Source organism: Candidatus Hydrogenedentota bacterium (assembly GCA_018005585.1).
GTDB lineage: Bacteria > Hydrogenedentota > Hydrogenedentia > Hydrogenedentales > JAGMZX01 > JAGMZX01.
Window position 1 is genome coordinate 21130 of sequence record JAGMZX010000022.1, and the last position, 24484, is coordinate 45613.

At 63.0% G+C, this 24484-nt stretch carries 18 protein-coding genes; 4 read left to right on the forward strand and 14 right to left on the reverse strand.

The window, feature by feature from the left end; genetic code table 11:
* The first annotated feature begins 30 nt into the window (after positions 1-30).
* The gene (locus KA184_05750; protein MBP8129066.1) at positions 31-2337 is read left to right on the forward strand and encodes a trypsin-like peptidase domain-containing protein; all 2307 of its coding nucleotides are present in this window, start codon (positions 31-33) and stop codon (positions 2335-2337) included.
* Here KA184_05750 and KA184_05755 read toward each other — a convergent pair.
* The 4 genes from KA184_05755 to KA184_05770 form a co-directional block, all read right to left on the reverse strand.
* Positions 2325-6443 carry a sulfatase-like hydrolase/transferase gene (locus tag KA184_05755; GenBank protein ID MBP8129067.1) on the reverse strand — a complete coding sequence of 1373 codons (4119 nt, stop codon included), beginning with the start codon at positions 6441-6443 and terminating at the stop codon, positions 2325-2327. The two genes, KA184_05750 and KA184_05755, sit on opposite strands and share 13 nt — an antisense overlap.
* A 107-nt stretch (positions 6444-6550) precedes the next feature.
* Positions 6551-7915, reverse strand: a complete 1365-nt coding sequence (locus KA184_05760) for a sulfatase (protein ID MBP8129068.1) — start codon at positions 7913-7915, stop codon at positions 6551-6553.
* A 47-nt stretch (positions 7916-7962) separates the two neighbouring features.
* Positions 7963-8757: a sugar phosphate isomerase/epimerase gene (locus KA184_05765; GenBank protein MBP8129069.1), complete on the reverse strand. Its 795-nt coding sequence runs from the start codon at positions 8755-8757 to the stop codon at positions 7963-7965.
* A gap of 19 nt (positions 8758-8776) precedes the next feature.
* Positions 8777-9787, reverse strand: coding sequence for a Gfo/Idh/MocA family oxidoreductase (locus tag KA184_05770; protein MBP8129070.1), 1011 nt, complete (start codon positions 9785-9787; stop codon positions 8777-8779).
* 285 nt (positions 9788-10072) lie between these two features.
* Here KA184_05770 and KA184_05775 point away from each other — a divergent pair, with 285 nt between their 5' ends.
* The gene (locus tag KA184_05775; GenBank protein MBP8129071.1) at positions 10073-11677 is read left to right on the forward strand and encodes an alginate export family protein; all 1605 of its coding nucleotides are present in this window, start codon (positions 10073-10075) and stop codon (positions 11675-11677) included.
* Positions 11678-11740: 63 nt separating this feature from the next.
* Here KA184_05775 and KA184_05780 read toward each other — a convergent pair whose 3' ends face one another.
* The 3 genes from KA184_05780 to KA184_05790 form a co-directional block, all read right to left on the reverse strand.
* Complete coding sequence (locus KA184_05780) at positions 11741-12316, reverse strand: hypothetical protein (GenBank protein ID MBP8129072.1); 576 nt, start codon at positions 12314-12316, stop codon at positions 11741-11743.
* On the reverse strand, positions 12313-14646 hold the full coding sequence (locus KA184_05785) for an ATP-dependent Clp protease ATP-binding subunit (protein MBP8129073.1): 2334 nt from the start codon (positions 14644-14646) through the stop codon (positions 12313-12315). The genes KA184_05780 and KA184_05785 overlap by 4 nt, the downstream gene beginning before the upstream one ends.
* A 210-nt stretch (positions 14647-14856) precedes the next feature.
* Positions 14857-15165: a hypothetical protein gene (locus KA184_05790; GenBank protein MBP8129074.1), complete on the reverse strand. Its 309-nt coding sequence runs from the start codon at positions 15163-15165 to the stop codon at positions 14857-14859.
* A 634-nt stretch (positions 15166-15799) separates the two neighbouring features.
* Here KA184_05790 and KA184_05795 point away from each other — a divergent pair.
* Positions 15800-16420 carry a 1-acyl-sn-glycerol-3-phosphate acyltransferase gene (locus KA184_05795; protein MBP8129075.1) on the forward strand — a complete coding sequence of 207 codons (621 nt, stop codon included), beginning with the start codon at positions 15800-15802 and terminating at the stop codon, positions 16418-16420.
* 23 nt (positions 16421-16443) lie between these two features.
* Here KA184_05795 and KA184_05800 read toward each other — a convergent pair whose 3' ends face one another.
* The 7 genes from KA184_05800 to KA184_05830 form a co-directional block, all read right to left on the reverse strand.
* Positions 16444-17388, reverse strand: a complete 945-nt coding sequence (locus KA184_05800; protein MBP8129076.1) for a hypothetical protein — start codon at positions 17386-17388, stop codon at positions 16444-16446.
* Positions 17389-17506: 118 nt separating this feature from the next.
* A complete protein-coding gene (locus KA184_05805; GenBank protein ID MBP8129077.1) occupies positions 17507-18277 on the reverse strand; it encodes an enoyl-CoA hydratase/isomerase family protein in 771 nt (256 codons plus the stop codon).
* A gap of 10 nt (positions 18278-18287) precedes the next feature.
* Complete coding sequence (locus KA184_05810; GenBank protein ID MBP8129078.1) at positions 18288-18650, reverse strand: hypothetical protein; 363 nt, start codon at positions 18648-18650, stop codon at positions 18288-18290.
* Positions 18651-18667: 17 nt separating this feature from the next.
* Positions 18668-20020, reverse strand: coding sequence for a DUF1446 domain-containing protein (locus KA184_05815; protein MBP8129079.1), 1353 nt, complete (start codon positions 20018-20020; stop codon positions 18668-18670).
* An 82-nt stretch (positions 20021-20102) separates the two neighbouring features.
* Complete coding sequence (locus KA184_05820) at positions 20103-20411, reverse strand: hypothetical protein (GenBank protein ID MBP8129080.1); 309 nt, start codon at positions 20409-20411, stop codon at positions 20103-20105.
* A 142-nt stretch (positions 20412-20553) separates the two neighbouring features.
* Entirely contained in the window at positions 20554-22218 is a 1665-nt protein-coding gene (locus tag KA184_05825) for an acyl-CoA carboxylase subunit beta (GenBank protein MBP8129081.1), read from the reverse strand.
* Between the two features lie 2 nt (positions 22219-22220).
* The gene (locus KA184_05830; GenBank protein ID MBP8129082.1) at positions 22221-23966 is read right to left on the reverse strand and encodes an acyl-CoA dehydrogenase family protein; all 1746 of its coding nucleotides are present in this window, start codon (positions 23964-23966) and stop codon (positions 22221-22223) included.
* A 186-nt stretch (positions 23967-24152) separates the two neighbouring features.
* On the opposite strand from KA184_05830, the gene KA184_05835 reads away from it, so the two are divergent.
* A partial coding sequence (locus KA184_05835) for a macro domain-containing protein (protein ID MBP8129083.1) occupies positions 24153-24484 on the forward strand: 332 nt, incomplete at its 3' end.

A 24484-nucleotide genomic window follows, 5' to 3' on the forward strand; every position in this document is an offset into this window, starting at 1 on the left:
ATGAGGGTGTTTTACGTGATTTGCATGCGCATGGCCAGACAGAGATGCGCCACGTTGCAGACCGTTATGGCGGCATTGTGCGACCACAGCCGCCTGCGCCGTGCCGCGCGTGCGCGGCTGTTTCTTGTCTGCTTCCTGCCCGTCTGCTGCCTGGACGCGGTCTCGCTGGATGAAGCGCCCACCTATGAACAGGCGGCGGCGTTTCTCGCGACGCAAGGCTATCCCACGGGCCAATACACGCTGCTCCTGACGTGGTGCGAACGGACAGACGGGGACGAGCGGGCCATAGTGACCGGCTACCGCGTTGCGCGTGCGGGCGGTGGCGATCCCCGTGCCTTCGATCTCTACGCCAAGGACGGGCGCTTGCTTAGCCCCGAGGAACGGCACGCGCTCGGCATACGCGCGAAGACCTGGACGCCGCGCGCGATTTCCGCGCCGGCCGAGCCGGGCGCGGCCGTGGCGCTGAGTGCGCCGCAGCCAAGGACGCCCTGGTCCGTGCGGTACAGCATCGGCTTCGCGCAGGCGGCGCTCCTGCCGCCCCTAGACCCGGGCGCGTTCCTTGAGGAAGACGCGCGCGCCGACGCGTCCGGCGGGAAAGGTGTCGTGCGTACGGGCGTGTTCCGCGAGGTCATCCCGCCGTTGGAGACCGGTATAGGCACAGGCGCGGGCCCATGGCAGGCGCTGCCGGATGGGTCGCGCGTCTGGAACGTGCTGGTTCAATCGCCGAAAGCTATTGGATTGCGTATTGAAATATCAGCTGCAACGCTTCCCGCAGGCTGCGAAGTATTTGCCTACAACATGGGTGATACAAGGGAATGTTACGGCCCCTTCACGGCAGCAGACGCGGCCGGCGGGACATTCTGGACTCCGACCTGCTTTTCCGCGGACGTGGCGCTGGAATGCCGCGCGCCGGACAGCGTGGCCCCTGAAAGCGTCGCATTGCGCGTCGCGCGTGTAGCGCACTTGTACCGGGACCCCATTGCACTGCTCGAAACCCGCGCCTTCGCCGGCGCGTGCAATCTGGACGTGACTTGTTATCCGGCGTGGGCGGGCACGGCGCGCGGCGTCGGCGGCCTCGGCACGATCGGGCTGACGGGTTCGCTCTGGTGCACGGGTTCGCTCATCGTGGACTTGGATCCGTGCACGCAGACCCCGTATCTGCTCACGGCCAACCACTGCATCCCGACTGTCCAGCGGGCGGACTCTCTTGAGGTGTACTGGCTCTATCAGACGGATGGCTGCAACGGGGTCGCGCCGCCGCCCGCGACGGTGCCGCGCACGACGGGCGGCGCGGACCGCCTGGCGTTCATGGGCGGTCGCGGGGACACCGGCGGCGGCAATGACTTCTGTCTTCTGCGTCTGCGCAATGACCCGCCGCCCGGCCTTACCTTTCTCGGCTGGGCCACGAGTGTGCCGCCGCTCGCGACGCCCGTCGCGTGTATCCATCATCCGCGTGGCGATTTCAAGCGGATATGCTTCGGCGGCCTCACCAACACCGATAACCCGCATTCCACCTGGTTTCACGAGGTCACCTGGAATGCCGGCACCACGGAACCCGGGTCCTCGGGCAGTCCGCTGATGACCTCCGCGACCCAGCAAATTATCGGCCAACTTTGGGGCGGCGGCGCATCCTGTTCAACGCCAACCGATCCTGATTACTACGGCCGTTTTGATATCACGTACGTTATCATCAAGGATTACTTGAATTCCGTTGCCCAGGCGGGTTTCGCCGAGACGGCCCTTTCCGCCGCCGAAAACGCGGGTGTGTTTCCGGCCGGTGTCAGTCTGAGCAAGCCCGCAGGCGCCGCGGGCGCCGCCGTTTCCTACGCCGTGGCCGCAGGCAGCGCAACGCCCGGCGAAGACTTTATCGAGGAGTCCGGCTTACTGCACTTTGGCCCCGGCGAGGATGCGGCCAACATTGAACTGGTCATACTCAAAGATACCAGCTTGGAACCGGCGGAGACCGTGATTCTGACACTCAGCGACCCGCAGTGCGCAGAACTCGACCCGGCCGCTTCGTCCGTTGTCGTCACGATTCAGGATAACGACGTGGACACCGACGGCGACGGGCTTTCGGATGCAGCCGAGACGAGCGGGACCTATGGATATGTGACGGACCCCGGCGCCGCCGATACCGATGGCGATGGGCTAAGCGACTACGACGAGGTATTCGGCACGCAGGGACACGAGTCGAATCCCACATCTCGGGATTCGGACGGCGACGGCATCGATGACTTCACGGAGATCATCATGGGGTTAGATCCGGGCGACCCGGATGACGCGGACGCGTTGAGCAGTCTTCGCGTCCCCTGGTTTGGCGCGAATTACTCGAGGTAGCCGATTGCCCGAAGCGTTTCGTCCCGCTCGACGTCGACCGAGACCACTTGCTCGGCCTTGGGGCGGAACCGTTCCCGCAGCGTCAATTGCTCCGGCCAATGTTGCCGCACCCGTTGCTCCAGCGCCTCCACAAGTCCGCCGTGGTCCTTGCGAACGCTGCGTGTTTCGCCCGGGTCTTCATCAAGGTGGAACAGCCTCTTGCGCGGCGAATACAGGGGGCCAAACAGCTTGAACGCGCCTTGCATGGCGCTTATGCCGGTGGTCTTGCGCGCATCGCGGCCTTCATAGGAGAACAGGACGCGGTCCGGCGCGACCTGCGAAGCGCCTTCCCGCAGCGTGGGCCACAGGCTCATGCCCTGGAAGCCCGCGAAGGGCGCCAGGCCGGCGGCGTCGAGGAAAGTCGGCGCCAAGTCGAGCGATTGTACGTTTTCCGTGATGCGCACGCCCGCGGGGATGCGCCCCGGCCACACGGCGATCAATGGTACGCCGACTAGTTCGTCGTAAGGCTCGTAACTGTGGATTATCCGCCCGGGGTGCGCGCCGAAACCTTCTCCGTGGTCCGCCGTGAACACGATCAACGTCTCGTCCGCGAGGCCGAGCGCCGCGATTTCGTCCCAGATGCACTTGAAGTTCGCGTCGCTGAGCAAGATGCACTCGTCAAAAGCGTTGAGATGGTCTGCCGGATGCGCCGTCCACTTTCCCTGGTAGGGAGGGGCGCTCTCGTAGAACATTTCGCCTGCACCGCGGATGTGCACGTGGCATTCCATCGTGTGCACGTACGCGAAGAAGGGGTAGTCTCGGGTTTGTCTCAGGAACTCCTGCACGCGGCGGCGCGTGTCGCCGTTCCGGCCCGCGCTAAGTTCGTCGAAGTCCTCGACCATGCCGTAGGCGCGGCGCTTGGGCGCATCCGGCGGAGTGTAGGGGTTTTCCGTGAACGCCGCGGTGTTGTAGCCCGCTTGCCTCAGGAATTCGACAAACGTCGGGATGCTGCTGATTTCCGTGCTGTCGAAGCAATCCAAGCCGTGGGCCAGCATGTCTACGCCCAGAAATATCGAGGCCATGGACGGGCGCGTGCACGTGGCCGGGGCCAGGCAGCGGTTGAAGACCATGCCCTGTCGCGCGAAGCCGGTGAGGTTAGGCGCGGTCATACGGTCATAACCGTACATGGGCAGATGGTCTGCGCGCAGGCAATCCACCACGTAGAAGAGAATGTTCGGGACCTCTTGCGCGGCGATGGTCTGACGCTGCTGCACGATAATCGGGTTGGCCCACAAGGCGATATTGCCCGGCATAACGCAGTCCGTGCGCAGGACCAGACGCACGTCCTGATTCGCGTACGCGGAGAGGTCGGCCTCCATGTCGAGCCAGGAAGCGTCGGAAAGTACCTCCAGAGACGAGAGCGTACGCGACCCCGCGGCGGTGTACACGTCGAGCGAAAATGTCACGGCTGGTGCTTCGTTCACTATGCCGGCAGCGGCCGTGAAATGTGCGTCCGGCGGCAGGCGCAAAGCATATTCGGTTTTCGCGGGCGTGCGCACGTAGAGGCAGGAACGCAGCGAGTTGCCGATGCGAAATTCCCGGGCGCCCGCTCCCGATGGGAAGAGCGCCTGCTGCGTATTCAAGGTGGCCTCGTGCAGGGTCAGTTCGCCACCTCGCGGCAGGATGATGCGGAGGCCGTCGATTGCCCGCGCCTGCCAGCGGGGAAGGCTATCCACCCGGACGGCGTAGGTCTGCGGCGTGCCGGGTTGTGATACGCGGATAGGGATGATGCAATTCCCGTCTTCGTCGCACCAGTCCCACAGTGTGCCGGTCGGGTGCCACGATACCAGCACCTCATCCGAGCCGGAAACCGTCATGCGAATCGTAATCGAGTCGACCTCCGGCCCGTACCACGTGATGGACAGCGGGGATTGCAGGAAGTCACGGTCCTTGGCCGTTAAGGTGATGCCGTCTTCCTCGACTTCGAATACGGAGTCATGCTTGCCCGGTGTCCACCCGCCGGCGCCGGGAAACAGCGCGACAGCGCCGGGCTGCGATTCCCCGGAGGGGGGAGATGTCGTCACGGCTTCTTGGAGGTGCTCGTCCAGACGGTAGGCGTAGAATCTTCCTGGCGCCGCGGGGATCTGCGGAGTTGGAGCGCGGCTGGCCGTTGCCGGAATCACCATTTCCCGCAGCACCGAGCATGCCGGATATGCGGCGCGCACTTGTTCGAGGGTGCGGCGGGCCGCCTCCGGCTGGCTCGATGCGGCGAGCGCGCGCACCCATGCCACGGCCACTTCACCAACAAGACTCTCGTAAATGTTCGCGCCCGTCGGACTGTCGTCCCAGCCAACCTCGAACAGCCTTTCCGATAGCGTCTCGGGGTCGAGCGACGTTTCTTCCACCGTGTCAAGGATGCGCTTGTACTGTTCCGCGGCATCGCAGAACCGTTGCTGCTGTTCCAATGCCCGTGCGAGGTTCCATCGCAGCGCCGCATCTTCGAGCGAATCCGTGAGCGCCGCGCTGAAGGCATCGATTTCGGGGTCTTTCTGCAAGCGAACGAACCCCTGGGGCCGCGCGCAGGCATATAGCAGCATGTTCCAGCGTCCGGGAAAGACCGTCTTGGCCCACCGGATGTTCCGCAACGTGCAGTAACGCTCAAAGCGGCTGCCGTGGGCCGCGCCGACAATTGACGGGGGACGGCCAATGACCACCCAAGCGCGGTTCGTGCTGACAAGAGCCGTTTCAAGCGCATCGTAAAGGCCGGTCAGGCGGCGGCAGCCCGAAAGCGGCGGGTCAGGCCGCGCGAAGTTCATGCCGAACGCGTCCCTATCGGAATCGGGGCACAGCAGAATGGTTTCCCCCGCAGTCCAGCGCGCCTCGATATATCGGATGGGCCCGACATAGTTCGGGCCTGTCGGCAAGACCAGTTCGATCGAAGTGAGCGTGACGAAGGAGGCCAGGACCAAGGCTATGCCCGCCCTGCGCAGACCGTGCCGTGCGCAGTGCGCGCATGCGCCTGTGATAGCCAGATACGTTGCAGGCAGCACGTAGATAACATAGCGCGGCTGGAAGCAAGGCACGATCAGAAACGACAACGTGACTGTCAGGACGGTGGGCAGGACAATCCAGAGGAGTAGGAACGCAGCTTGTTCGCTGCGATATCCAGCGGCAGGCTCGGCGGTAGCCGGCGAAGCGGCCACGGGCCGAAGCGGACGGACCAGTGTCCCGAAGTATGCCAGATACGATACGATCACGCCGCCCGTCCAGACGCCGGCGGCGATTGGAAACGCCGTTGTGAGTGCGGAAGCCGCGGCGCCGAGGACCAGTTCGTCTCCCGCGATACGCACACCGTCCACTGCCATAGCGATACGATAGGCGTCCAGAAAGAAATAGCTTGCAAGCCAATCGTACCAAGTGGACGTCAGGGACGGTTCCGCCAGGCTGGACCGGCTCAGCACGAAATAAAGCAGCGGAACGATGCCCGGTGCGTGCGCCAAGGTCCAAAGCGCCGTGCCGCGCCAACGCCGGGGGCGAAATGCCAGCAGGGTCAACCCTTGCGCGAGCAGGAGCCAGCAGCCGAAGAGGTGTGACCAGACGAGCAATACGTTACAGAGCACATTCAGGCCCCACCACAGAAGGCCGCCCGTTTGCAGGGTCCTGGAAAAGGCGAATGCGGCGCACAGTCCCAGCAGCAATTCGAGAGGATACGGCCGTATCCCCTGACTGTGCATGATGCCGTAGGGAGACAGGGCCAGCAGCAGCGCGGCAAACCAGCCCCATCTACGGCCGAACATGCTTCGTCCGTAGGCGTACATCACGGGAATGGACAACGCGCCGATGACGACGCTGATCTTCCGCCAAGCCGCCAAGCCGCCGCCGAAGACGGCATCCCAGAGGTAAAGCAGCGCGAAGTAGAGCGGCATTTGTTCGCGGTTTCCGTGGTCCATAGGAAGCAGGCGGTAAAACTCGTGCGTATCCTGGAGCATCGTGACCGCGCAGTATTCATCGAACCACATGGACTGCCGTTCCAGGTCATGCGCGCGCAGCAAGGCCCCCACGGCCGTCAGAAGGAGGAGGCCGGCGATTGTCCATGCGCGGGAATAGTTGCGGCGGTCAATCTGCATTGGCGGTATCTCATTTACAGCGGGCCGGACTATACGCACATTCTAATGAACCGGGAACGTCAAACCAAAGAACACGCGGGCCTCCGCGGCGGCGCGGAACGTTGTGGTTAACCCTTTTGGCCTTTTTTCGCGCTTTGCTGCAGTTGTTTGGCCGTCGCAATCGAGCCGATATATTTGTCCCTGCCCACCCAATGGTCGAGGATGGGGTTGGTCTTGCCGGTCTGTTTGCAGCGTCCGTCGATCCAGCCGTTCATGCGCGCGCGCAGCATGTCCACGATTTCGGGCTCCTGGCCGGCGAGGTTGTGCGCCTCGCCTGGGTCTTCGATGAGATTGTAAAGCTCCACGGGCGGCTTGTCGTGGAAATCCGGTTCGAGCGCTTCCCAGAATTTCCAGATGGGGGTGCGCCAGCCGTGCTTGCGCATCCACGTGCACTCGGTGATGTAAAAATCGGAGCGCGGGCTGCCTTGCCGGTCCTCGAAATAGCGTGATAGCGAGACTCCATCGAATGAAAGGCCCTTCGCGTGTTGTTTCAGGCCGCAAACGTCCAGCAGTGTCGGAATCAGGTCCTGGTGCAATGAGACGGCCTTCGTGCGCGCGCCTTGCGGCACGTGCCCCGGCCAGTAGTAGATGAGCGGCACGACCAGCGTGGGCTCGTAGAGGCCGTGATGGTCGAAGAACGCCTCGTGATCGTACAGCGTTTCTCCGTGGTCGCCAGTGACCACGATGAGAGTGTCTTCCGCGCAACCGAGTTCCTCGAGCCGCGTCAGAATGCGCTGGCAGCAAGCGTCCATGTATGCGATTTCGCCATCGTACTGAGCGATCACGTAATCCTTGTCCCGGACGCCGGGCGGCATCCAGGATTTGAAATAGTCCGCGAAGGGCTTGAAGGCGAACACGGGCTTCATGGTGTCCGGCAAGCGCTTGTTGCACGGGTCCTTCGAGTAGAACAACTGGTCGAACGGCGGCGGCGGCAAGTAGGGTGAGTGCGGGTCCATGTGGCGCAGGAAAAGCAGCCAAGGCTTGCCTGAAGCGTGCATGCGTTCCATTTCCGGAATCGCCACCGCGTTCAGGTTCTCCGCCTTGCGCGCGGGACGGTCCTCCCACGCAGGCCAACCCTCGAAGTTCAGATATTTGTCGAAGCCCCGGTAGAAACCCTTGTCGAAACCCACGACGGCCGAACGATACCCCGCATGGCGCAGGATTTCCGGCAGTGTAGGGCGGTCCTCCGGCAGCGGACCTTTCGGCCCAAGCGCGACCTGTTGGTGTGACACCACGTCGAGCCCGGTCAGGATGCTCGAATAGGCGGGCGTCGTCGGGATATAGGCGCTGAAGGCATTCTCAAACAGGACGCCTCGCGCCGCAATCCGGTCGAAGTGCGGTGTTGTCAGGCGCGGATAGCCGTAGCAGCTCATGTGGTCCCGGCGGATGCTGTCGATGGCGAAAATCAGGACATTGGGCAAGCGTTTCGGCATCAGAGGTTCTCCCAATGGCTCATGTCAATAGCCCGGTTCGCGATTCATTACGCGTCGCAGGTCTGCAAGCAGGCGTTCAAGTACCCGTAACTCTCCGCGGCGATGATGGCGCACCGGCTGAGCGGATATTCCGCCGCACCGATGACTTCGAGGTTCACCGGCCCCGCGTATCCTGCTTCGGCCAGTACCCGGCAGTAGCCGCGCAGGTCAATATCGCCGCGTCCGCAGGCCTGCAATTCCGGCGGGCCGGGGCTGGGGCCCGGTCCCGCGCAATCGCGGATGTGTACGTGCCTCACTCGCGAAATGACGCGCTTCAAGGCGTCTCGTGGCATTTCGCCCGCGCGATGGATATGGCTCGGGTCCATGTCGATGCCGAAAGCGGGCGAATCGATGCGCGCCATGGCTTCGAGCGTGGTTGCCGTGTTCCAGATGGCCGCGCCCACGTGCGCCTTCACGCACAAGGTTACGCCGAAGGGCTCCGCTTTCTCCGCCAACGCGGCCATGAGGTCGACGCACCGGTCCAGGTCGCTGGGGTTGTCCTTCGAGCCGCCCGGGCCGATGTTTACGACGGGGACGTCCAGCGCGGCGCCCGCTTCGAACGCTCTCAGGAGCCGCTCCTCGTCCAGCGCGGCCTCTTCCATTGCCGTGATGGGCAGTTCCAAATCCACGCTGACCGCCTTGATCTCCGCCGCTTGATGCTGCCACGCGTCGAGGCGCAGATGCTCGCACATGCCCTGGATCGCGCTGATCTCCGCCGCGCCGTAGCCGGCCCACTTGATGTGCTGCATGGCTGTGCGGAAATCGAAGCCGCAGAAAAGCACCGTGTTTACGCCCAACCGCATCCTGTACTCCCCGGCGCGTTCAATACGCCACGTCGACGACCTTCCGCTGTTCCCATGAGGCGATACATGCCTCGATAATCTTCTGCGCGCGCAGCGCGTCCTCGCCCGACCCGTCGATGTCTTTCGGGGCGGCCTTCTGCTCGTTCTGCTCCAGCCAGCGGTGGATCCGCGACGAAAATGTCTCGCCGAATCCGGTCATGCCGCCAAGATGATGATACGTTTCGGCCGCCGTCGTGTCGCGGCCGCAGAAGGTCAGGTCAACGCACGCGTCGTCAAGAACGAAACGGCCGCGGCTGCCCGTCACCTCGCACCGTTCGAGACCGAAGCCGCCGCCTGCGTCATAGCTGCCCGTCAAATGGCCCAGTACGCCGTTCCGGAACTGCATGTTGGCCTGCACGTTCGACCAGCATTTGCGCTTCCGGCCTTCGCGGGTCTCGCCCCGCAGAAAGAATGCCTGAACGCTGACCACATCGCCGCAAAAATAGCGCATCACGTCGATGGAATGCGGATGCAGCGCGCGGATATGAAAATGCGGCGAGGTCTCGTTGGGATTGTCGATCCACATCGTCATGTTGATCATGTGAAGGCGGCCGAGCCTGCCCGTTTCCACCCATTCCTTCGCCAGGCGCGCCGCGGGCGTGAAACGATGGTTCAGGTCTATGCCGTAACGCAACCGTTTCTTTCTGGCCAGCGCCACCATCTCCCCGGCTTTGGCAATCTCGTTGGAAATGGGTTTCTCGCCCAGTACCGGGATGCCGCCTTCGAGCAGTTCCATCGTCGGGCGGTAGTGGTCGCCGCCGTTTTCCTTGCCCGCCGTGCACATGCTTGCGCAGTCGATCCGGATGCCGGACCGGAGAAGGTCCTGGACGCTGTAGAAGGCCGGGCAGCCGTAACTCGCGGCGGCACGGTCGGCGCGTTCCCGGATGATGTCGCACACCGCGGCAATCTTCGCGAACGGGTCCTGCTGATAGCACCGCGCGTGCACGTTTCCGATGTTACCCATGCCGACAATGGCCACGTTCAACGCCATGAAACCGTCCTCCTTGCGTTTGGATGCGCATTTCCCCGGGCAGGCGCGCCATTCAAGCATGACGCCATACTAAAATCAAATGGCGCGCGGTCCCGGCCGCTGAATCAGGCTGGTTCCCAGGCGCGCGGTCCGGGTTGCTGGCGCGAAAAGCCGGTGCACGCTTCATTTTACTTAACGGCCGCTTTTTCCGTATGATCTTTTCCGGATACATGGGTCACGCTGCTCGCAGTCGGGGGAGGAGTGCACTCGTACCGGGCGGCGGTAATCAGCGGAAGGGAAACAGACATGCGCAGACTGCTTCTTGTCGCACTTATACTGTCATTTGCCGGTTCGGCCTTTGCCGAACTCCAGAATATCATGGTCGGCGGCGAACTCCGCATTCGCGGACGCTACTTCCGTAACGGCGTCACAACGCTCATTGGCCGCGAACAGCGGTTTCCCGCCACGACCGTGCCGGAGCGGGCGCTGGGCTTGTTCGGCCTGACCAGCGTCTATGACGCGGACGACCGCGGTACGGACCGGACCTTTGTGGAACAGCGGACGGTGCTCAATGTTACCGCCAATTTCACCGACGACGTGTCCGCCTTCATCGAACTGGAGTCGTTTGGGTTTTGGGGCGAAACCAATGCGCTCGGGAACGAATTCCGCTCGAATTACCTGACAGGCGTGGACAGCAGGGCGTGGACGGGTGACGACGTAGAGGTGTTCCAGGCCTACATCGACGCCAAGGAGATACTGGGCTATCCAGTCTCGCTGCGCGTTGGCCGCCAGGAACTCGTTTTCGGCGAGAGCTGGCTCGTCGGCAGCCGCGTGTCCCCGACGCTGGGCATCTCGTACGACGGCGTGCGTGCTACCTATGCGCACGACGACTTCACGGTCGACGCCTGGTGGACGAAACTGGCCGAGCGTTTTGACGACTTCGCGGATGACGATATTGATTTTTACGGTGTCTGGGGTGCATACAAAGGCATCGAAAAACTCACGATTGAAATGTACTACTTGTTGCTCCATGACGGGACCGACATCAGCTTGACCAACCGGGGCCTGCTCTGGGAATGGCTCGAGGGCTTGGCGGACCTGGACAACTACGAGTCCACGAACGTGCAGACGCTCGGCCTCCATCTCGACGGGAAAGCCGCCAACTTCGACTACGACCTGCAACTGGCCTATCAGTGGGGGCGGGCCACGCCGTACCTGCAGAATCCAGCCACGGGCGCCTTTACCCTATATACGCAGACGCCGTTCCTGCTGTATGCCGATGACAGCGCTGAGTACGACGCCTACGCGGCGGATTTCGAAGTTGGCTATACCTTTGCCGACGCCAAAGTGAAGCCACGCGTCTATATTGGCGGCGCCTATTTTTCCGGCGACGATAATCGCGACATCTCTTTTTGGGACTGGTTGAACCCGTTTGACAAGCCTGAGCCGAGTCTTTCCTTTAACCGCATCTTTTCCGGCGTGTGGTACAGTGCCAACTTCGATATTCTCGGCGGCGCTTCTGCCTTGACGAACTTTCACCAACTGCGCACGGGTGTCAGCCTCGAACTGACGCCGGCCGTCAGTACGGGTCTGAGCCTTGCCTATTTCGGCATCAATGAGCCATTCGACTGGCCCGCCGGGTTCCGCCTGGGCGGGTATCACGTGCCGTATGCGGCCAACCTCAGCTTCTGGACCGAAGAAGCCGCGGACGACATCGGGTACACCGCTCACGCGTGGCTCATGTACAAGTACTCGAAGGACTGGTGGATCAAGATCGGCTGGGAGCGGTTATTCACGGGCGATGGGGTCCGTGACGGCAGCTTTGTGCTCAAGAATGGCCACGAATTGCTTGCCGGCACCGACGACGAAGAGATGGACTACGTCTATTTCGACACGCAGCTCAAGTTCTGATTTCGTTCTGACCTGTTGCGGGGACATGACGCCGGTTGTGTCCCCGCGATTGCTTTTTGGCCCCTATTGCAGGAAGAGCAGCGCCCGCCACCGCAGGTATTCGAGCCCTCTCATCAGGCGGATGCGGAGATCCGGGAAGAAGTGACTGAGCAATACCAGAATCACCAGGATGATGACCACGGTGCTCAGTGCGCTGTTGAAAAGCCGGTGCAGGCTGCGCAGGCCGGCCCGGCACAGGAGAAGCAGCTTGCCCGCCAGCAGCCGCGAGGTCCAGAGCACGTCGTTGCCGGTCGAGATGCCGCGACTGCGGCTTGCCAGCCCGCCGGGCACGCATTGGAGGTATAGGAAGGTGTCGCCTGCCTGCACTACCCCGCCCTGACGCACGACGCGCGAACGCAGACTGCCCGCGCGCCGCCCGTCGACGCGAACCACGGCCCCGTCTACGCAGCGTACGCGGTAACCGTCGCCCGCCGCGGTGATACGCGCATGGACGGGGCGGATCATGCGGTCCGTCGTGATGTTTACGGCGCACGCCGGGTCCGCTCCGATGTCGCAGGGCAGCCGCGTAATCGCGAAACCGGTTCCGTCCTCGGGGCCGTTGATAATCTCGAAGGTATCGTGAACGCCTTGCGTGTTCACGCGTTTTTCTCCTGCGCGCCGCGCGATGGCGCGCCCATGCGGAACGCGAGTGCGCCTTCATCATCCATCAGCACGTCGATCATGTCGCCCGCCTGGAACCGATCCTCCAGCAGCATCGCACTGATCGGGCTGGTGATGTATTCGTCGACGACCCGGCGCAATTCGCGCGCGCCGGACTCAGCGCAATTGCCCAGCTCGGCGAGGTGTTCGTACGCCCGCTGATACATGCGGACGCCGATGTTCCTCTCTTTCAGCCGCTTGCGCAGTTCGTTGATTTCGAGCCGCAGCACGCTGCGGATGTCCTCCGACAACAACGGGTGAAATGGCACGATTTCATCGATGCGGTTGATGAATTCAGGCCGGAAATGACGCCGCAGTTCCTCCAGCAGCGTGAGACGCGCGCTGTCGTTGCCACCGCGACACAACACGCTGGCCCCCACGTTCGATGTCATGATGATGATTGTGTTGCGGAAGCTGACTTCGCGCCCGCGCGTATCCTTCAGACGGCCCTCCTCAAAGACCGGAAGAAAAATGTCGAAGATGCGCGGATGCGCCTTCTCAATCTCGTCGAGGAGGAGGATGGAGAACGGCGTCGTGCGCACGGCTCCGGTCAGGCGGCCTTCCTCTTCGCATCCCGCGTAGCCCGGCGGCGCGCCCAGCAGCCGCGAAACGGAATGTTCCTCGACGTACTCCGACATGTCGAACGTGATGAGATGGTCCGCCGACCCGAACAGCGCGTCCGCCATCAGCTTTGCAAGGCGCGTCTTGCCTACGCCCGTCGGTCCCAAGAACAGCATGACCGCATCGGGGCGGTTCGGGTCCGCGAGGCCCGCCCGCGATTTCTTCACCGCGGCGACCGCCCGGGTCACGGCCTCGTCCTGGCCGATAAGCCGTTCCTTGAGCCACCGCTCGAGCTCCGTAAGGCGCAGCCGTTCCTCCCTCGTGAGTTCCTCGAGGGGAATGCGCGTGATCTGGCTGATTACCTTGCGGATGTCATGGGGCGTGATCTTGCCGTCGGGGCGCTGCCCCAGCAACTGCTCCGCGTGCAACTGGCTCTGGCTCGCCGCGATCGCGCGGAGCCGGTACCGCGCGCAGGCCTGGTCCAGCACGTCGATGGCCTTGTCGGGCAGTTGCCGGTTGGGCATGTGCCTTACCGTCAGTGTCACGGCAGCCTGAATTGCGCGGTTGCTGATGTGGACGCCGTGGTGCCGCTCAAATTTGGGTTTCAGGTGCTGCAGCACCTCTATGCTGGCCTCTTCGGACAACTGTTCAACGCGCAGCATCTGGAACCGCCGCTCAATTGCAGGGTCCTTTTCGACGCATTTGCGGTATTCTTGAAGCGTCGTCGCGCCGATGCACCGGATTTCGCCCCGTGCCAGCACCGGTTTCAGCAGATTCGCCACGTCCATGGAATCGCCTTCCGTGGCGCCCGCGCCCATAATAAGATGGGCCTCGTCAATGAACAGAATGGTGTCCCGCGCATGGCGCAGCTCCTCGATTAGCGCGAGCATCTTCTCCTCGAACGCGCCGCGATATTGTGTGCCCGCCAGCAGCGCGGCCATATTCAGTTCCAAGATGCGATAGGGGGGAAGAAGCCCCTGCGTCTCGCCCCCGGCAATCTTGACCGCGACGCCTTCCACCAATTGCGTCTTGCCCACCCCGGCCTCACCGACGATCATGACGTTGTTCTTTGTCTTGCGCGCCATGATCTGCAATATCTCGAACATTTCCTGGGCGCGTCCGATGGCGGGCGCAATCTCGCCCTGAGCCGCCGCAGCGGTCAGGTCTCGCGTCAGCGAAGCCAGACCGGATTTCGGCTTGGCGGCCGCCTGTTCCGGCCCCGGTAATTCCCTGTGATCGGAAGGGGGGCGCGCCTCGGGAACAAACTCGGGCAATTGGCTGAGTTCCGCGCGCAACAATCCCCCGCACTCGCGGCGGCCCAGTTGCAGCCCGTCCATGGCCCGGCTCGGCCCCGATAACGGGTCCGAAAGCACTGCCAGCAGCCAATGGCCGGCGCCCGCGGCGTCCCGGCCGAGCCGTTGCGCAAGCCGGGTTGCGGCGTTGGTCACAGCGATGCACCGGGGCGAATAGAAAATCTCGCCTGAAACGGACGGGACCGCGCCGCGCCAGCCCCGCCGGTTCACTTCGCGCGCCGCGGCATGCAGACTGTTCAAGTAGCGGTCCACCACGGCGCGCGGCAGTTTCTCGGGGTTTTCGAGCAGCGCCGTGAAGACATGCTCCACCCCCACGTAGAAGTTGCCTTGACCGACGCTCAGCGCCGTAGCCCGTTCCAGCAGCGCGGCCATCTCAGGTGACACTGTGAGTTGCACCAACACCCCTTCTGAAGGCAGTGTGCCAGCTACGCGCGCGCCGACACACTTCACCCTTCCGCATGGCCATTATTCGCGTTTTCTCCCGCCCATTCAACTCCCCGAAGCCGTTTCCCAATGAGGATGCTGCACGTTGCCCGCCGGTGCCGCCGCGCGGCAGCACAACCAGCGCGCCGCCCGAACGAAAGACGCAATTAGGGGAGAACAGGGTCAGGCTTCGACGCGGCAGTATTCCTGCTCGTACCACTGGCGCCATTGCGCGGCGTATTTATTGATCCATTCAAACACCGCCTCGGCGCCGAGGTCGCGTTGCGCCTTCTCCGACTCGATCCACTTGTGGTCCTCTATCGCCTTGCGTTCCATGGCCATCATGTGCTGCATCCGCCACTGCTTGGCGTGATGTTCCAGCCAATCCCTTATCGCAAAGTCCAGACCCACGTCGTACCCTTTCTGCTGCGACAAATGATACTTGTGCACCTCAATAGCCTTTAACTCGTCCTGACTGAAATCAGCCTCCATTCTTTGAGTACCTCATGCAGCCTAACCCAAGGCCTTCTACGCTTTGCACTCCGGCGCTGCGCGCATAATTATTGACGGATTATGGTTAGCGTTTATTCTCATTCAAATTCTCGCAGCGCAATCGACTACATACCCTATTTTATCACAGGAGACGGCCAAGATTGTCACAATTCGGAGAATATGTCAACACCGTTACAGCCCCTTCTTGGCATTTTCGGGAGGGCAACCCGTCCGTGACGCCCTATTCCAGGACCGGAGCGAAGTGTAAGACATGTCCGACACGATGTCAATCCCAAAATCACGAAATACTGCGATTTTGGCTATTATGTGTCTTTTCACCGGCCGGCTTCGGCACATCCGGGCTTTTCTGCTCGTATTTCTGGTTTCTTGGGTGCAACGTGGGGGGGGATGGCGGACATTCCCGCGTAGCACTGCCCGCCGCACTGCCCGGGGAACCTCCCGCGCCTTTTTGAGATAAAGAAGCACGTCGGCACATCGCATGGGGCACGAGGCGCGTGTCCGCCCCGCGAGGCGATTGGGGCCGTTCTGCGCGCCAGCGGCGTCGTGGCCCGGCGCTGTCTGCATGAATTCGTGCGCGGCAGATAGCGCGATGAGGCGCACGAGGGTTGGGACCATGCACGAGAAAACAGTCACGCGGACACATGTTGGGGCATTCATCTCCTGGTCTGCGCGCGCCCTGCTGTGCATACTGGGCTGGCGGGTGGTGGCGGAATCGCCGCCTGTAAAGAAGAGCGTCATTATTGCCGCGCCGCACACCAGCGCTTGGGATTTCTTCTACGGGTTGCTCGGGGCGCTGGCCATGCGGGTGCCTCTCTGCTTCCTTATCAAGGACACGGTGTTCCGGTGGCCGCTGAACCTGCTTCTGTACCGGCTAGGGGGCATCCCCGTGAACCGGCGCGAACGGAAAGGCGCAGTGGATCAGATAGCTGGGGCGCTCCGGCGGCATGACCGGCTCTACGTAATGATCACGCCGTCCGGGACGCGGAAGCGGGTACGTTATTGGAAAACCGGATTCTACTGGATTGCGCACCGGGCCGGGGTGCCGGTGTGGCTCACTTACATTGATTACCGGAACAGGGTCATGTGCGGCGGGCCGTTCCTGTACCCCACAGGCGACATTCACGCCGACTTCGAGCGCATCCGGGCCTTCTACGAGCCGGTTTTCGGCCCCATGCCCAGTTGCAGACCCGCGCCGCGGGAGTACGAAGAGACGCGGGAGCGGATGGCGAGTTGACACGTTGAAAGCCGGGAAAGCGCTCACGGCCAGGGCGGGCCCGGCAGTATCGCCAGCCGAATCTCGTTCGTGCTGTTCGGCCGGGCCGCTTCGAAATAGACGTACACTTCGTCGCCGGCGCGCAGCCAGTGCGAGTAACGCCAGGTATGACACGCGCCCGGCGTTGTGCTGCATAGCAGGGGCACATCGGGGGTCAGGTCGACGAAGGTCTTGAGGTCCAGCGTGTACGCCAGCCCGGTGGCGATGTTGTAGACAGGGTCGTACCACTGGAAATGGGAGCCCTCATACACGAACAGACAACCCACCGGCATGGGCAGGACGCATGCGGGACGCGTGAAGAAATCGTGCCAGCCTGAATTCGGCAACACCGGCGTCGCGCCGGCAGGCGACCATTCCATGCCGTCCCGGCTGACAAAATGGTGAATGCGTTCGACAAAATCCGTGCCGATGACGAACATGTGCCATTGTGAACCGTCCCAGTGCAGGACCGGGTCCTTGTATCCGCGCACGCGGGCGGTCTCGTCGCAGGGAGCATTGGGGGCGAGCACGACCCTTGCGGTTCGCGCGTCGAACCGTGCGGGGTCATCGACGTCGTCGAAGACCAGGATAGACCAGCCGGTCTCGAGCCCCGCGCAGCCGTAGAGGCGGAATTTGCCGGAGCCGGGCAGCTGCACCAGCGCGGGCCGCTCGAAGCCCGGCACGCGCGCGTCTTCACGCTTCAGATGATGGATAGGCGTGAAATGCTTGCCGTCCTCGCTTTTGAGCAGGCGCACCTCGTAACCGCGCTTGCCGCGGGGCGAATTGCCTTCGCGCATGCGTGCCGCGAGATAGAAGACGCCTGCCGTGGTGCGCACCACCGAGGGCGCGCCGGCCCACCATTCCGGCGTATCCTGGTCCGGCTCGAGGATGACGTGATACGACCGGAAACAATCGGCAAGGGGGATGTTGCTGGCAGTCTGTGAGAGCATGTTCAAGCACTCCGTTGTTTCCACAAAAGAGCAGAACGGCACACGGAACCGCTGCCCATTACTTGCCTGGCAGGCGCGCACACCTTGTTGCCGCTGAACGGGCTCGCAGGCTGGCCGCCTAATGCTTGCGCCACGAGGCTTCGCGCTTCTCGAGGAAGGCGCGCAGCCCCTCCTCCGCCTCGGCTGAACCGCGGGCGTCCATGTGAATCTCGACGGCGCGTTGGAGGTCGTCCGACAGGGGATGGTGCCATACCTCATCAAACCACACCTTGGTCTTGCGGACTGCCTCGGGGCCGCCCTGCAAGGCCAGATAGACCATCATCTCGATCTGCTCTTCAAGCATGTCTATCGGCACGCAGTGCGATACGAGGCCGATGGCCACGGCCCGTTCCGCTTTCACAATCTCGCCCAGCATCAGCAGTTCGCGAGCATGCCGCTCGTGCAGCAGACGGCGGACGAATGTCATGATCAACCCCGCGACCAGACCGCGCCGGACCTCGGGAAAGCCAAAAACGCAATCCGTTGTCGCAACGGCCAGGTCACAAGCGGACATGAGGCCCGCGCCGCCCGCCAGCGCCGCGCCGTGCACCCCGGCAATCGTGACCTTGGGCGAGTAATAGACCGTTTCGAGCAATCGCGCGAGCTGTTCCGCGGACTCGTGGCCCTTCGTGTCGTCCAGCGCCTCTTCCAGGTCGAGACCGGCGCAGAATACGGGGCCGTTGCCCCGCAATACAATGGCGCGAACCGCCTCGTCCCGGTTGGCCGTCTCGAACGCGTCGCTCAACGCGCGCAACATGGTGATATTCAGCGCATTTCGCTTCTCCGGCCGGTTTAACGTCACGTACGCAACCGATTCGGGGCCTTTGCTAAACAGTACCAAGCCGCTCATGGCGTTCCCCTTATCCGTTTCCCTTGCGGGGGCCATAACAGTCCCGTAGCAAGTCCTCATTTATCTCAACCTGCAGCTCGAGCAGCGCCTGACCCAGCGTCTTGCCCTGTGCGTCAATACGCACGCTGCAACTGCCGCCGCCCGCCAGCACGCGCGGCAGCACAAAATTCAACGCGCCAAGATTGGGTAAATCATACCGTTCCACCGGGCCGGGGTCCAGCGCCGCGAAGAACGCCGCGACACGCGCCGCGGTCAGGCATTCGCGCAGTACGACATACCCCGCGCGAGTGTACGCGATGACACCGATGTTTGCGCCGCCGCCTTTGTCGCCGCTGCGCGCATGTGCAATCTCGCCCAGCCGGATCCGAGTCATCGCGTTCTCCTATGCGTTCAGACATCAAACACGCGGGTTTCGACGGTGACATCCTCGCGCGCAATCAGGCACGGCCAATAACGGAACACCGGGCGCGGGTCCGGGCGCCCCGCCGCGTAGCCCGTGACGCCCTGCGGCCCGCTGGTAACCAGCGGCGCAATCTCGCTTGCGAAGCGCTCGACCGCTTCCTTGCGCGGGTCGGCCACGCTGATGCGCAGGACAGTCTCGAGCAAAGGCGGCGGCGCGAGCACCCCGGCCGCGCAGGCATTGGCGCCCAAGCATTCGATATTCGTGCGAGCGAAATCGAATCCCGCGCGGCGCAGGCGCTCCAGGATGACATCGCCGCACCGGCGCGCTTTCGTCACGGCGTCGCGTCCGAATATGGTGAGCAGGCCTTGTGCCCAATAGCCGTCGCGGTAGGTGGCGCTGACCTTGTAGGTATGCGTGGGGCGCGCGCCGCGCGCGTTGCGCACGCGCACCCGGTCGCGGCCCGCTTCCTCAAGGTGCAGCGTGGTGAAATCGACGCGGCAGTCCGGGCTCAGGTAATGGGCCGGATTGCCGATTTCATAGACGAGTTGCTCCTTGGTCGTTTCGAGGTTCACGCGTCCGCCGGTTCCTTCGGGTTTTGTCACGACGAACTCGCCGGATTCCTCCATCTCTACGATGGGGAATCCCATATCGGCGGGGTTGGGCAGGTCCAGCCAGTTCGTGGCAATGCCGCCGCAACACTGAACGCCGCATTCGATGATGTGGCCCGCCACCGTGGCGGCGGCGAGGCGATGAAAGTCGTTGAGGCCCCAGCCCCATTCATGGACGCAGATGCCCACGGTGAGACTCGGGTCCGCGACGCGTCCCGTGACCACGATATCCGCGCCCTCGGCAAGCGCGCGCGCCACGCCGTCTGCGCCTATGTAGGCGTTCGCGGTGACCAGCCGGTCGACGACCTGCGCAAGCGGGCGGCGGTTTTCCAGGTCCTGGAAATGCGCATTGGCCGGGTCCTCGCGAAGACGGGTCAGCACGTCATCACCGGAGACGATGCCGACTTTCATGCGGAACAACCCGGCCTCGCGCAACACGGCCACGCACGCTTCCGCGCATCCCACGGGGTTCAGCCCGCCGGCGTTACAGACCACTTTCGTGCGCTGGCCTTGTTTCCAGAAGGGGACGAGGCTGCGCACAACTTGCACGAAATCGCGCGCATACCCCGCGCGGGGGTCTCGGTCCCGCTGGAGCGCCATGATGCTCAGCGATACTTCCGCCAGGTAATCCAGCGTAAGGTAATCGAGTTCGGAACACTGCGAGAAGAGCCGCGCGGGCGCGTCGCTGCTGTCGCCCCAGAAGCCCTGAGCGTTGCCTATGCGGATACTCATATGAGAACCCATGATTTCAAGGTTACGCAGTCCAACAAGTTGAATCTGTGAGCGGCACAGACTGCTTCATCACGTCAAATCTCTATTGCCACTGTTCGCGGATGACATCGTCCCCTTCCGGGAAGTGCTTGTCGCGCGTCACCAAGGTCACGTCATGCGGGAGCGCCAGCGCGGCCATCCTGAGGCCGTTGCCGTGGGGCATCTTGCCTGTACGCCTCAGGGGGACATCCTCCTCCGATGTGCGGCCGCGGACCCTGAGCAAGCGAGAGGCCTCAACGCCAAGCGGTCTGCCGGTCCCAAGTTCCGGAACGTACTTGAGGACGCGCACTTGAAGCTGCTCGGGCGCGCAGTCGGCCTCGCGCACCTTTTCATCGCGGATCTCGGGCCTCACCCCTGTACCCTCCCATCAGTTCTTATCAGGCGCCAGACATGGGAATGCGCGAAACCCACGCGAATGTGCATATTCTACCCGGAAATACTGCCGGAAGACACGTTTGAAACTGGCGCGGGAATGATGCGGTTCTTCAGGACTTTCACGTCTGAATGACGCCCGTATGGAAACGGACGCCGGGCCTTGGCCGCTTCACAAGGCCCAGGGTCGTGATCAGCACTTCGCGAGTCTTGTCGGGCGGTATGATCGCGTCCACCCATCCGCGTGCGGCGGCGTAGCGGATATCGGTTTGCTCCTCGTAGTCATCATGCACCTGGCGGCGCAGCGCCTCGAGCTCACCCTTGTCTACCTCGATGCCCTGTTTGCGCGCTTCCTCTTCAAGCACTTTCTGGCGAATGGAGAAGATTACGCCGCTTGCCTGGGCCGCGCCCATGACGGCGTACTTTGCGTTCGGCCATGCAAATATGAAGCGCGGGTCATACGCCTTGCCGCACAACGCGTAGTTGCCCGCGCCGAAACTGCCTCCGACGACTACGGTGACCTTGGGCACGACGCTATTGCTCATGGCGTTAACGAGCTTCGCGCCGCTCCTGATGATTCCGGACTGCTCCGCCTGTTTGCCCACCATGAATCCAAGCACGTCCTGCAGGAACACCAGCGGCAGGCCGGTCTGGTTGCAGTCCAGAACAAAACGCGCCGCCTTGTCCGCGCTATCGGCGTAGATAACGCCGCCAATCTGCATGCCTTGCTGCGGCGCCTGGCATTGCAGCCGCTGATTGGCGACGATGCCCACTGCCTGGCCGCCGATGCGCGCAAAGGCCGTGATAAGCGTCTTGCCGAACTCGGGTTTGTACTCGACGAACGAATCCCGGTCGATGATCGTCTCAATGAGCCGGTGCGCGTCGTACGCCTTTCTGCCGTCCACGTCTACCAGCTCATACACTTCCTCGGGGTTTCGCTCAGGCGGGATGCTAAAGGCCCCCTCGTGCGGCCAGGTCCAGGATTCCGCGGGCAGCAGCGCGATTAGTTCGCGGATGCGCGCCAGGCACGCAGGGTCGTCCGGTTCGCGGAAATCGACGGTGCCGCTGATCTCGGCGTGCATGCGCGCGCCGCCGAGATCCTCCGGGGCCGTGTCCTGGCCGATGGCCGCCTTCACCAGTGCCGGTCCCGCGAGGTATAGCCCGCTGCCGTCCGTCATGAGCGTCCTATCGCAGAGTACGGGCAGATACGCGCCGCCCGCGATGCAGTTGCCCATAATCGCCGCATACTGGGGGATGCCGGCCGCCGAAAACACGGCGTTGTTCCGGAAGATGCGCCCGAAATCGTCCTCGTCGGGAAAGATCTCGTCCTGCATCGGGAGGTACACGCCAGCGGAGTCGACGAGGTATATCACCGGCAGCGCATTCTCGAAGGCGATGCGCTGTGCGCGCAACAGTTTCTTGCATGTCATGGGGAAAAACGCGCCGGCCTTCACCGTTGCGTCATTGGCGATGATCATGCAGGGGCGGTTGTGGACCAGGCCGATCCCCGCGACGCAGCCCGCGGCGGGCGTGTCCCCGACCTCCGGGTACAGCCTGTAACCGGCCCAGAGCCCGAGTTCGAGGAAGAATTCGTCGTCGTCAAGCAATCGGGCAAGGCGCTCGCGCACGAACAGGCGGCCCAGCTTGTGCTGCCGTTCCAGGCCCTTCGCGCCGCCGCCCTGCTGCAGCGCGTGTTCTTGCTCCAGGAAGGACTCGGCGAGCGACCGCAGGTTGTGCCGTCTTGTCTGCGATGGTTCGTTTGCCTTCGCCACGCCGCGCACCGCCATGCTCAGCACCCCGTGAGGCGCCGCGCCACGTTGCGGACGGCATCGTCATGGTTGCGCACAATGCCGCCCAAGGCCCGGTCAATCGTATCCAGGGCCAAGGTGCAGTACAACTTGCCGGTGGCGAGGTTCGTGGCTGCGTGTTCGTCCCGGGCCGATTCGCTGTCGAGGCGCCCAAGCACCGCGGTCATGCCGTAGAGCGCCATGGCGGCATCCGCAATGCGGTTCAATTCCAATTGAGCATCCAGGATTGTTTCCCGGTAGTGGACAATCAAGCGTTGCACGGCCAGGCCGAATCTGCGCACGCGTTCGCCCAGTTGCCGCGCCTCTTCCCGCAGTTCCGGTTTACGTACGGGCACGGACGGCGTCACGAGCAGCTTGCGGGCGCTGTCCTTGCCGATCCCGAAGATCTTGCCGATGAGCATGCGCGGCTTGCCAAGCGTGTCCGCAACGTCCTTGAACTGCATGCCGATATCGCGCATCCCGACGAGGCCGATAAACGCGCGCAGCACGTCGTTCGAGCCCTCGCCGATCGAGTTTAATCGCGCGTCGCGCATCATGCGCTCGAACGGCTCATCCGTGAAAAAGGAGCGGCCCCCGAACAGCTGCATGGTGTCGTAGAGGATGTCCCACTGCTTCTCGCTGGCGAAGACCTTGAGCATCGCCGTCTCGAGCATGTAATCCTCTTCGCCGCGGTCCACCAGTCCGGCCGTGAGTTGCGTCATCGCGTCCATCGCATAGGCATATGCGGCCATACGCGCGATCTTCTCTTTAACCAAGTCGAAATGGGCGATGGATTGCTTGAATTGGACGCGCTTCTGGACATGATCGATGGCGCGCTCGACACAGTATTTCGCCGTGCCCGAACAGGTTGCCCCGAAGGTCGTGCGCCCGAAATCCAGCGCGTGCAGGGCAATGTGCAGACCCCGGCCCAGTTCGCCGAGAACGTTCGCCGCGGGCACTTCCATGTCTTTGAATGCCAGTTTTGCCGTGCGCGTGCCGCGCATGCCCACCTTTTCCAGGGCAGGCGCGGTCACCTTGAACCCCGGCATGTCCGGCGTGACCAGGAATGCCGTAATCTTGTCTTCGCCTTTGATTTCCGTTCGCGCCATGACCGTAAGCACGTCCGCGATGGAACCATTGGTGATCCACTGTTTTGTGCCGTTGATTACCCAGGCGTTTTTCTCAGGGTGGAAGACGGCGCGGGTCTGAACGTTCGCGGCGTCCGAGCCTGCGTGCATCTCGGTCAGCGCGAACGCGGCCAGGGCCTCCCCGCGCGCAAGCCGCGGCAACCAGGTGTCTTTCTGTTCTTCCGTGCCGTAGAGGAGCAGCGCCTTCATGCCGATGCTCTGGTGCGCATTGATGAAGAGCGCCGTGGACCCGCACCGGCGGGCCACCTGTTCGACCGCTCTGCAATATTGAGTTTGCGAGAAGCCCAGCCCGCCATACCGTTGATCGATGGTGCAACTGAGGAGACCGGTATCCGCGAAACCACGGATCAGGTCCCGGGGAATGTCCGCGTTCCGGTCTATGGCGTCCGGATCGAGATGCGCGTCCATAAAGGCGTTCAACCGCTGAATGAACGTCTCGCTCTCACGCGTCTCGGCTTCTGACGGCTGCGGAAAAGGAAACACGCGGCCCGCATCGAACAGCCCGGCATACAAACCCTTGGCGAAGCTGGGCAGGCGCTCGCCGGAAAACAGCAGTTCCTCGGCGAGCTTGAGCTGTTCTTCCTTTACCGCCTGATCCATTGGCATGACGCTTCCTTCCAGCTCATCGCAGGGACTATTGGGACACATGCAGGGTATAATGAAAAACCGCACCCCTGCGGCGCTTATTCCTTTCGCGGCCGGGCGGGCTGCCTGCCGGGACAGTGGCCATGCGGGACACGCGGGAAGAAGATCGGTGCGCACTGCCGCACCGGAGAGGAGGCCGACATGTCAATCAGACTGGGCAAAGCGGTTGTGGAAGTGGTTGAGGGCGATATCACCGGGGAAGAGGTGGACGCCATCGTCAATGCGGCGAATAGCAGCTTGTTGGGGGGCGGAGGCGTGGACGGGGCTATCCATCGCGCTGGGGGGCCGGCCATTCTGGCGGAATGCCGAAAGCTGGGGGGGTGCGCCACCGGCGACGCCAAGATCACGAGCGCGGGGCGCATGCCCGCGAAATACGTGATTCACACGGTCGGGCCGGTCTATCGCGATGGTCAGCACCGGGAACCCGAACTGCTCGCCAGCTGTTACCGGCGCAGTCTCGAGGTAGCGGCCGA

Bases quoted from the DNA above. Each gene is read 5' to 3' on its own strand.
- KA184_05830 (MBP8129082.1), bottom strand. From the start codon at position 23,966: ATGGATCAGGCGGTAAAGGAAGAACAGCTCAAGCTCGCCGAGGAACTG.
- KA184_05800 (MBP8129076.1), bottom strand. From the start codon at position 17,388: ATGCTCTCACAGACTGCCAGCAACATCCCCCTTGCCGATTGTTTCCGG.
- KA184_05765 (MBP8129069.1), bottom strand. From the start codon at position 8,757: ATGCGGTTGGGCGTAAACACGGTGCTTTTCTGCGGCTTCGATTTCCGC.
- KA184_05755 (MBP8129067.1), bottom strand. From the start codon at position 6,443: ATGCAGATTGACCGCCGCAACTATTCCCGCGCATGGACAATCGCCGGC.
- KA184_05825 (MBP8129081.1), bottom strand. From the start codon at position 22,218: ATGGCGGTGCGCGGCGTGGCGAAGGCAAACGAACCATCGCAGACAAGA.
- KA184_05795 (MBP8129075.1), top strand. From the start codon at position 15,800: ATGCACGAGAAAACAGTCACGCGGACACATGTTGGGGCATTCATCTCC.
- KA184_05815 (MBP8129079.1), bottom strand. From the start codon at position 20,020: ATGAGTATCCGCATAGGCAACGCTCAGGGCTTCTGGGGCGACAGCAGC.
- KA184_05805 (MBP8129077.1), bottom strand. From the start codon at position 18,277: ATGAGCGGCTTGGTACTGTTTAGCAAAGGCCCCGAATCGGTTGCGTAC.
- KA184_05810 (MBP8129078.1), bottom strand. From the start codon at position 18,650: ATGACTCGGATCCGGCTGGGCGAGATTGCACATGCGCGCAGCGGCGAC.
- KA184_05775 (MBP8129071.1), top strand. From the start codon at position 10,073: ATGCGCAGACTGCTTCTTGTCGCACTTATACTGTCATTTGCCGGTTCG.
- KA184_05750 (MBP8129066.1), top strand. From the start codon at position 31: ATGGCCAGACAGAGATGCGCCACGTTGCAGACCGTTATGGCGGCATTG.
- KA184_05790 (MBP8129074.1), bottom strand. From the start codon at position 15,165: ATGGAGGCTGATTTCAGTCAGGACGAGTTAAAGGCTATTGAGGTGCAC.
- KA184_05760 (MBP8129068.1), bottom strand. From the start codon at position 7,915: ATGCCGAAACGCTTGCCCAATGTCCTGATTTTCGCCATCGACAGCATC.
- KA184_05770 (MBP8129070.1), bottom strand. From the start codon at position 9,787: ATGGCGTTGAACGTGGCCATTGTCGGCATGGGTAACATCGGAAACGTG.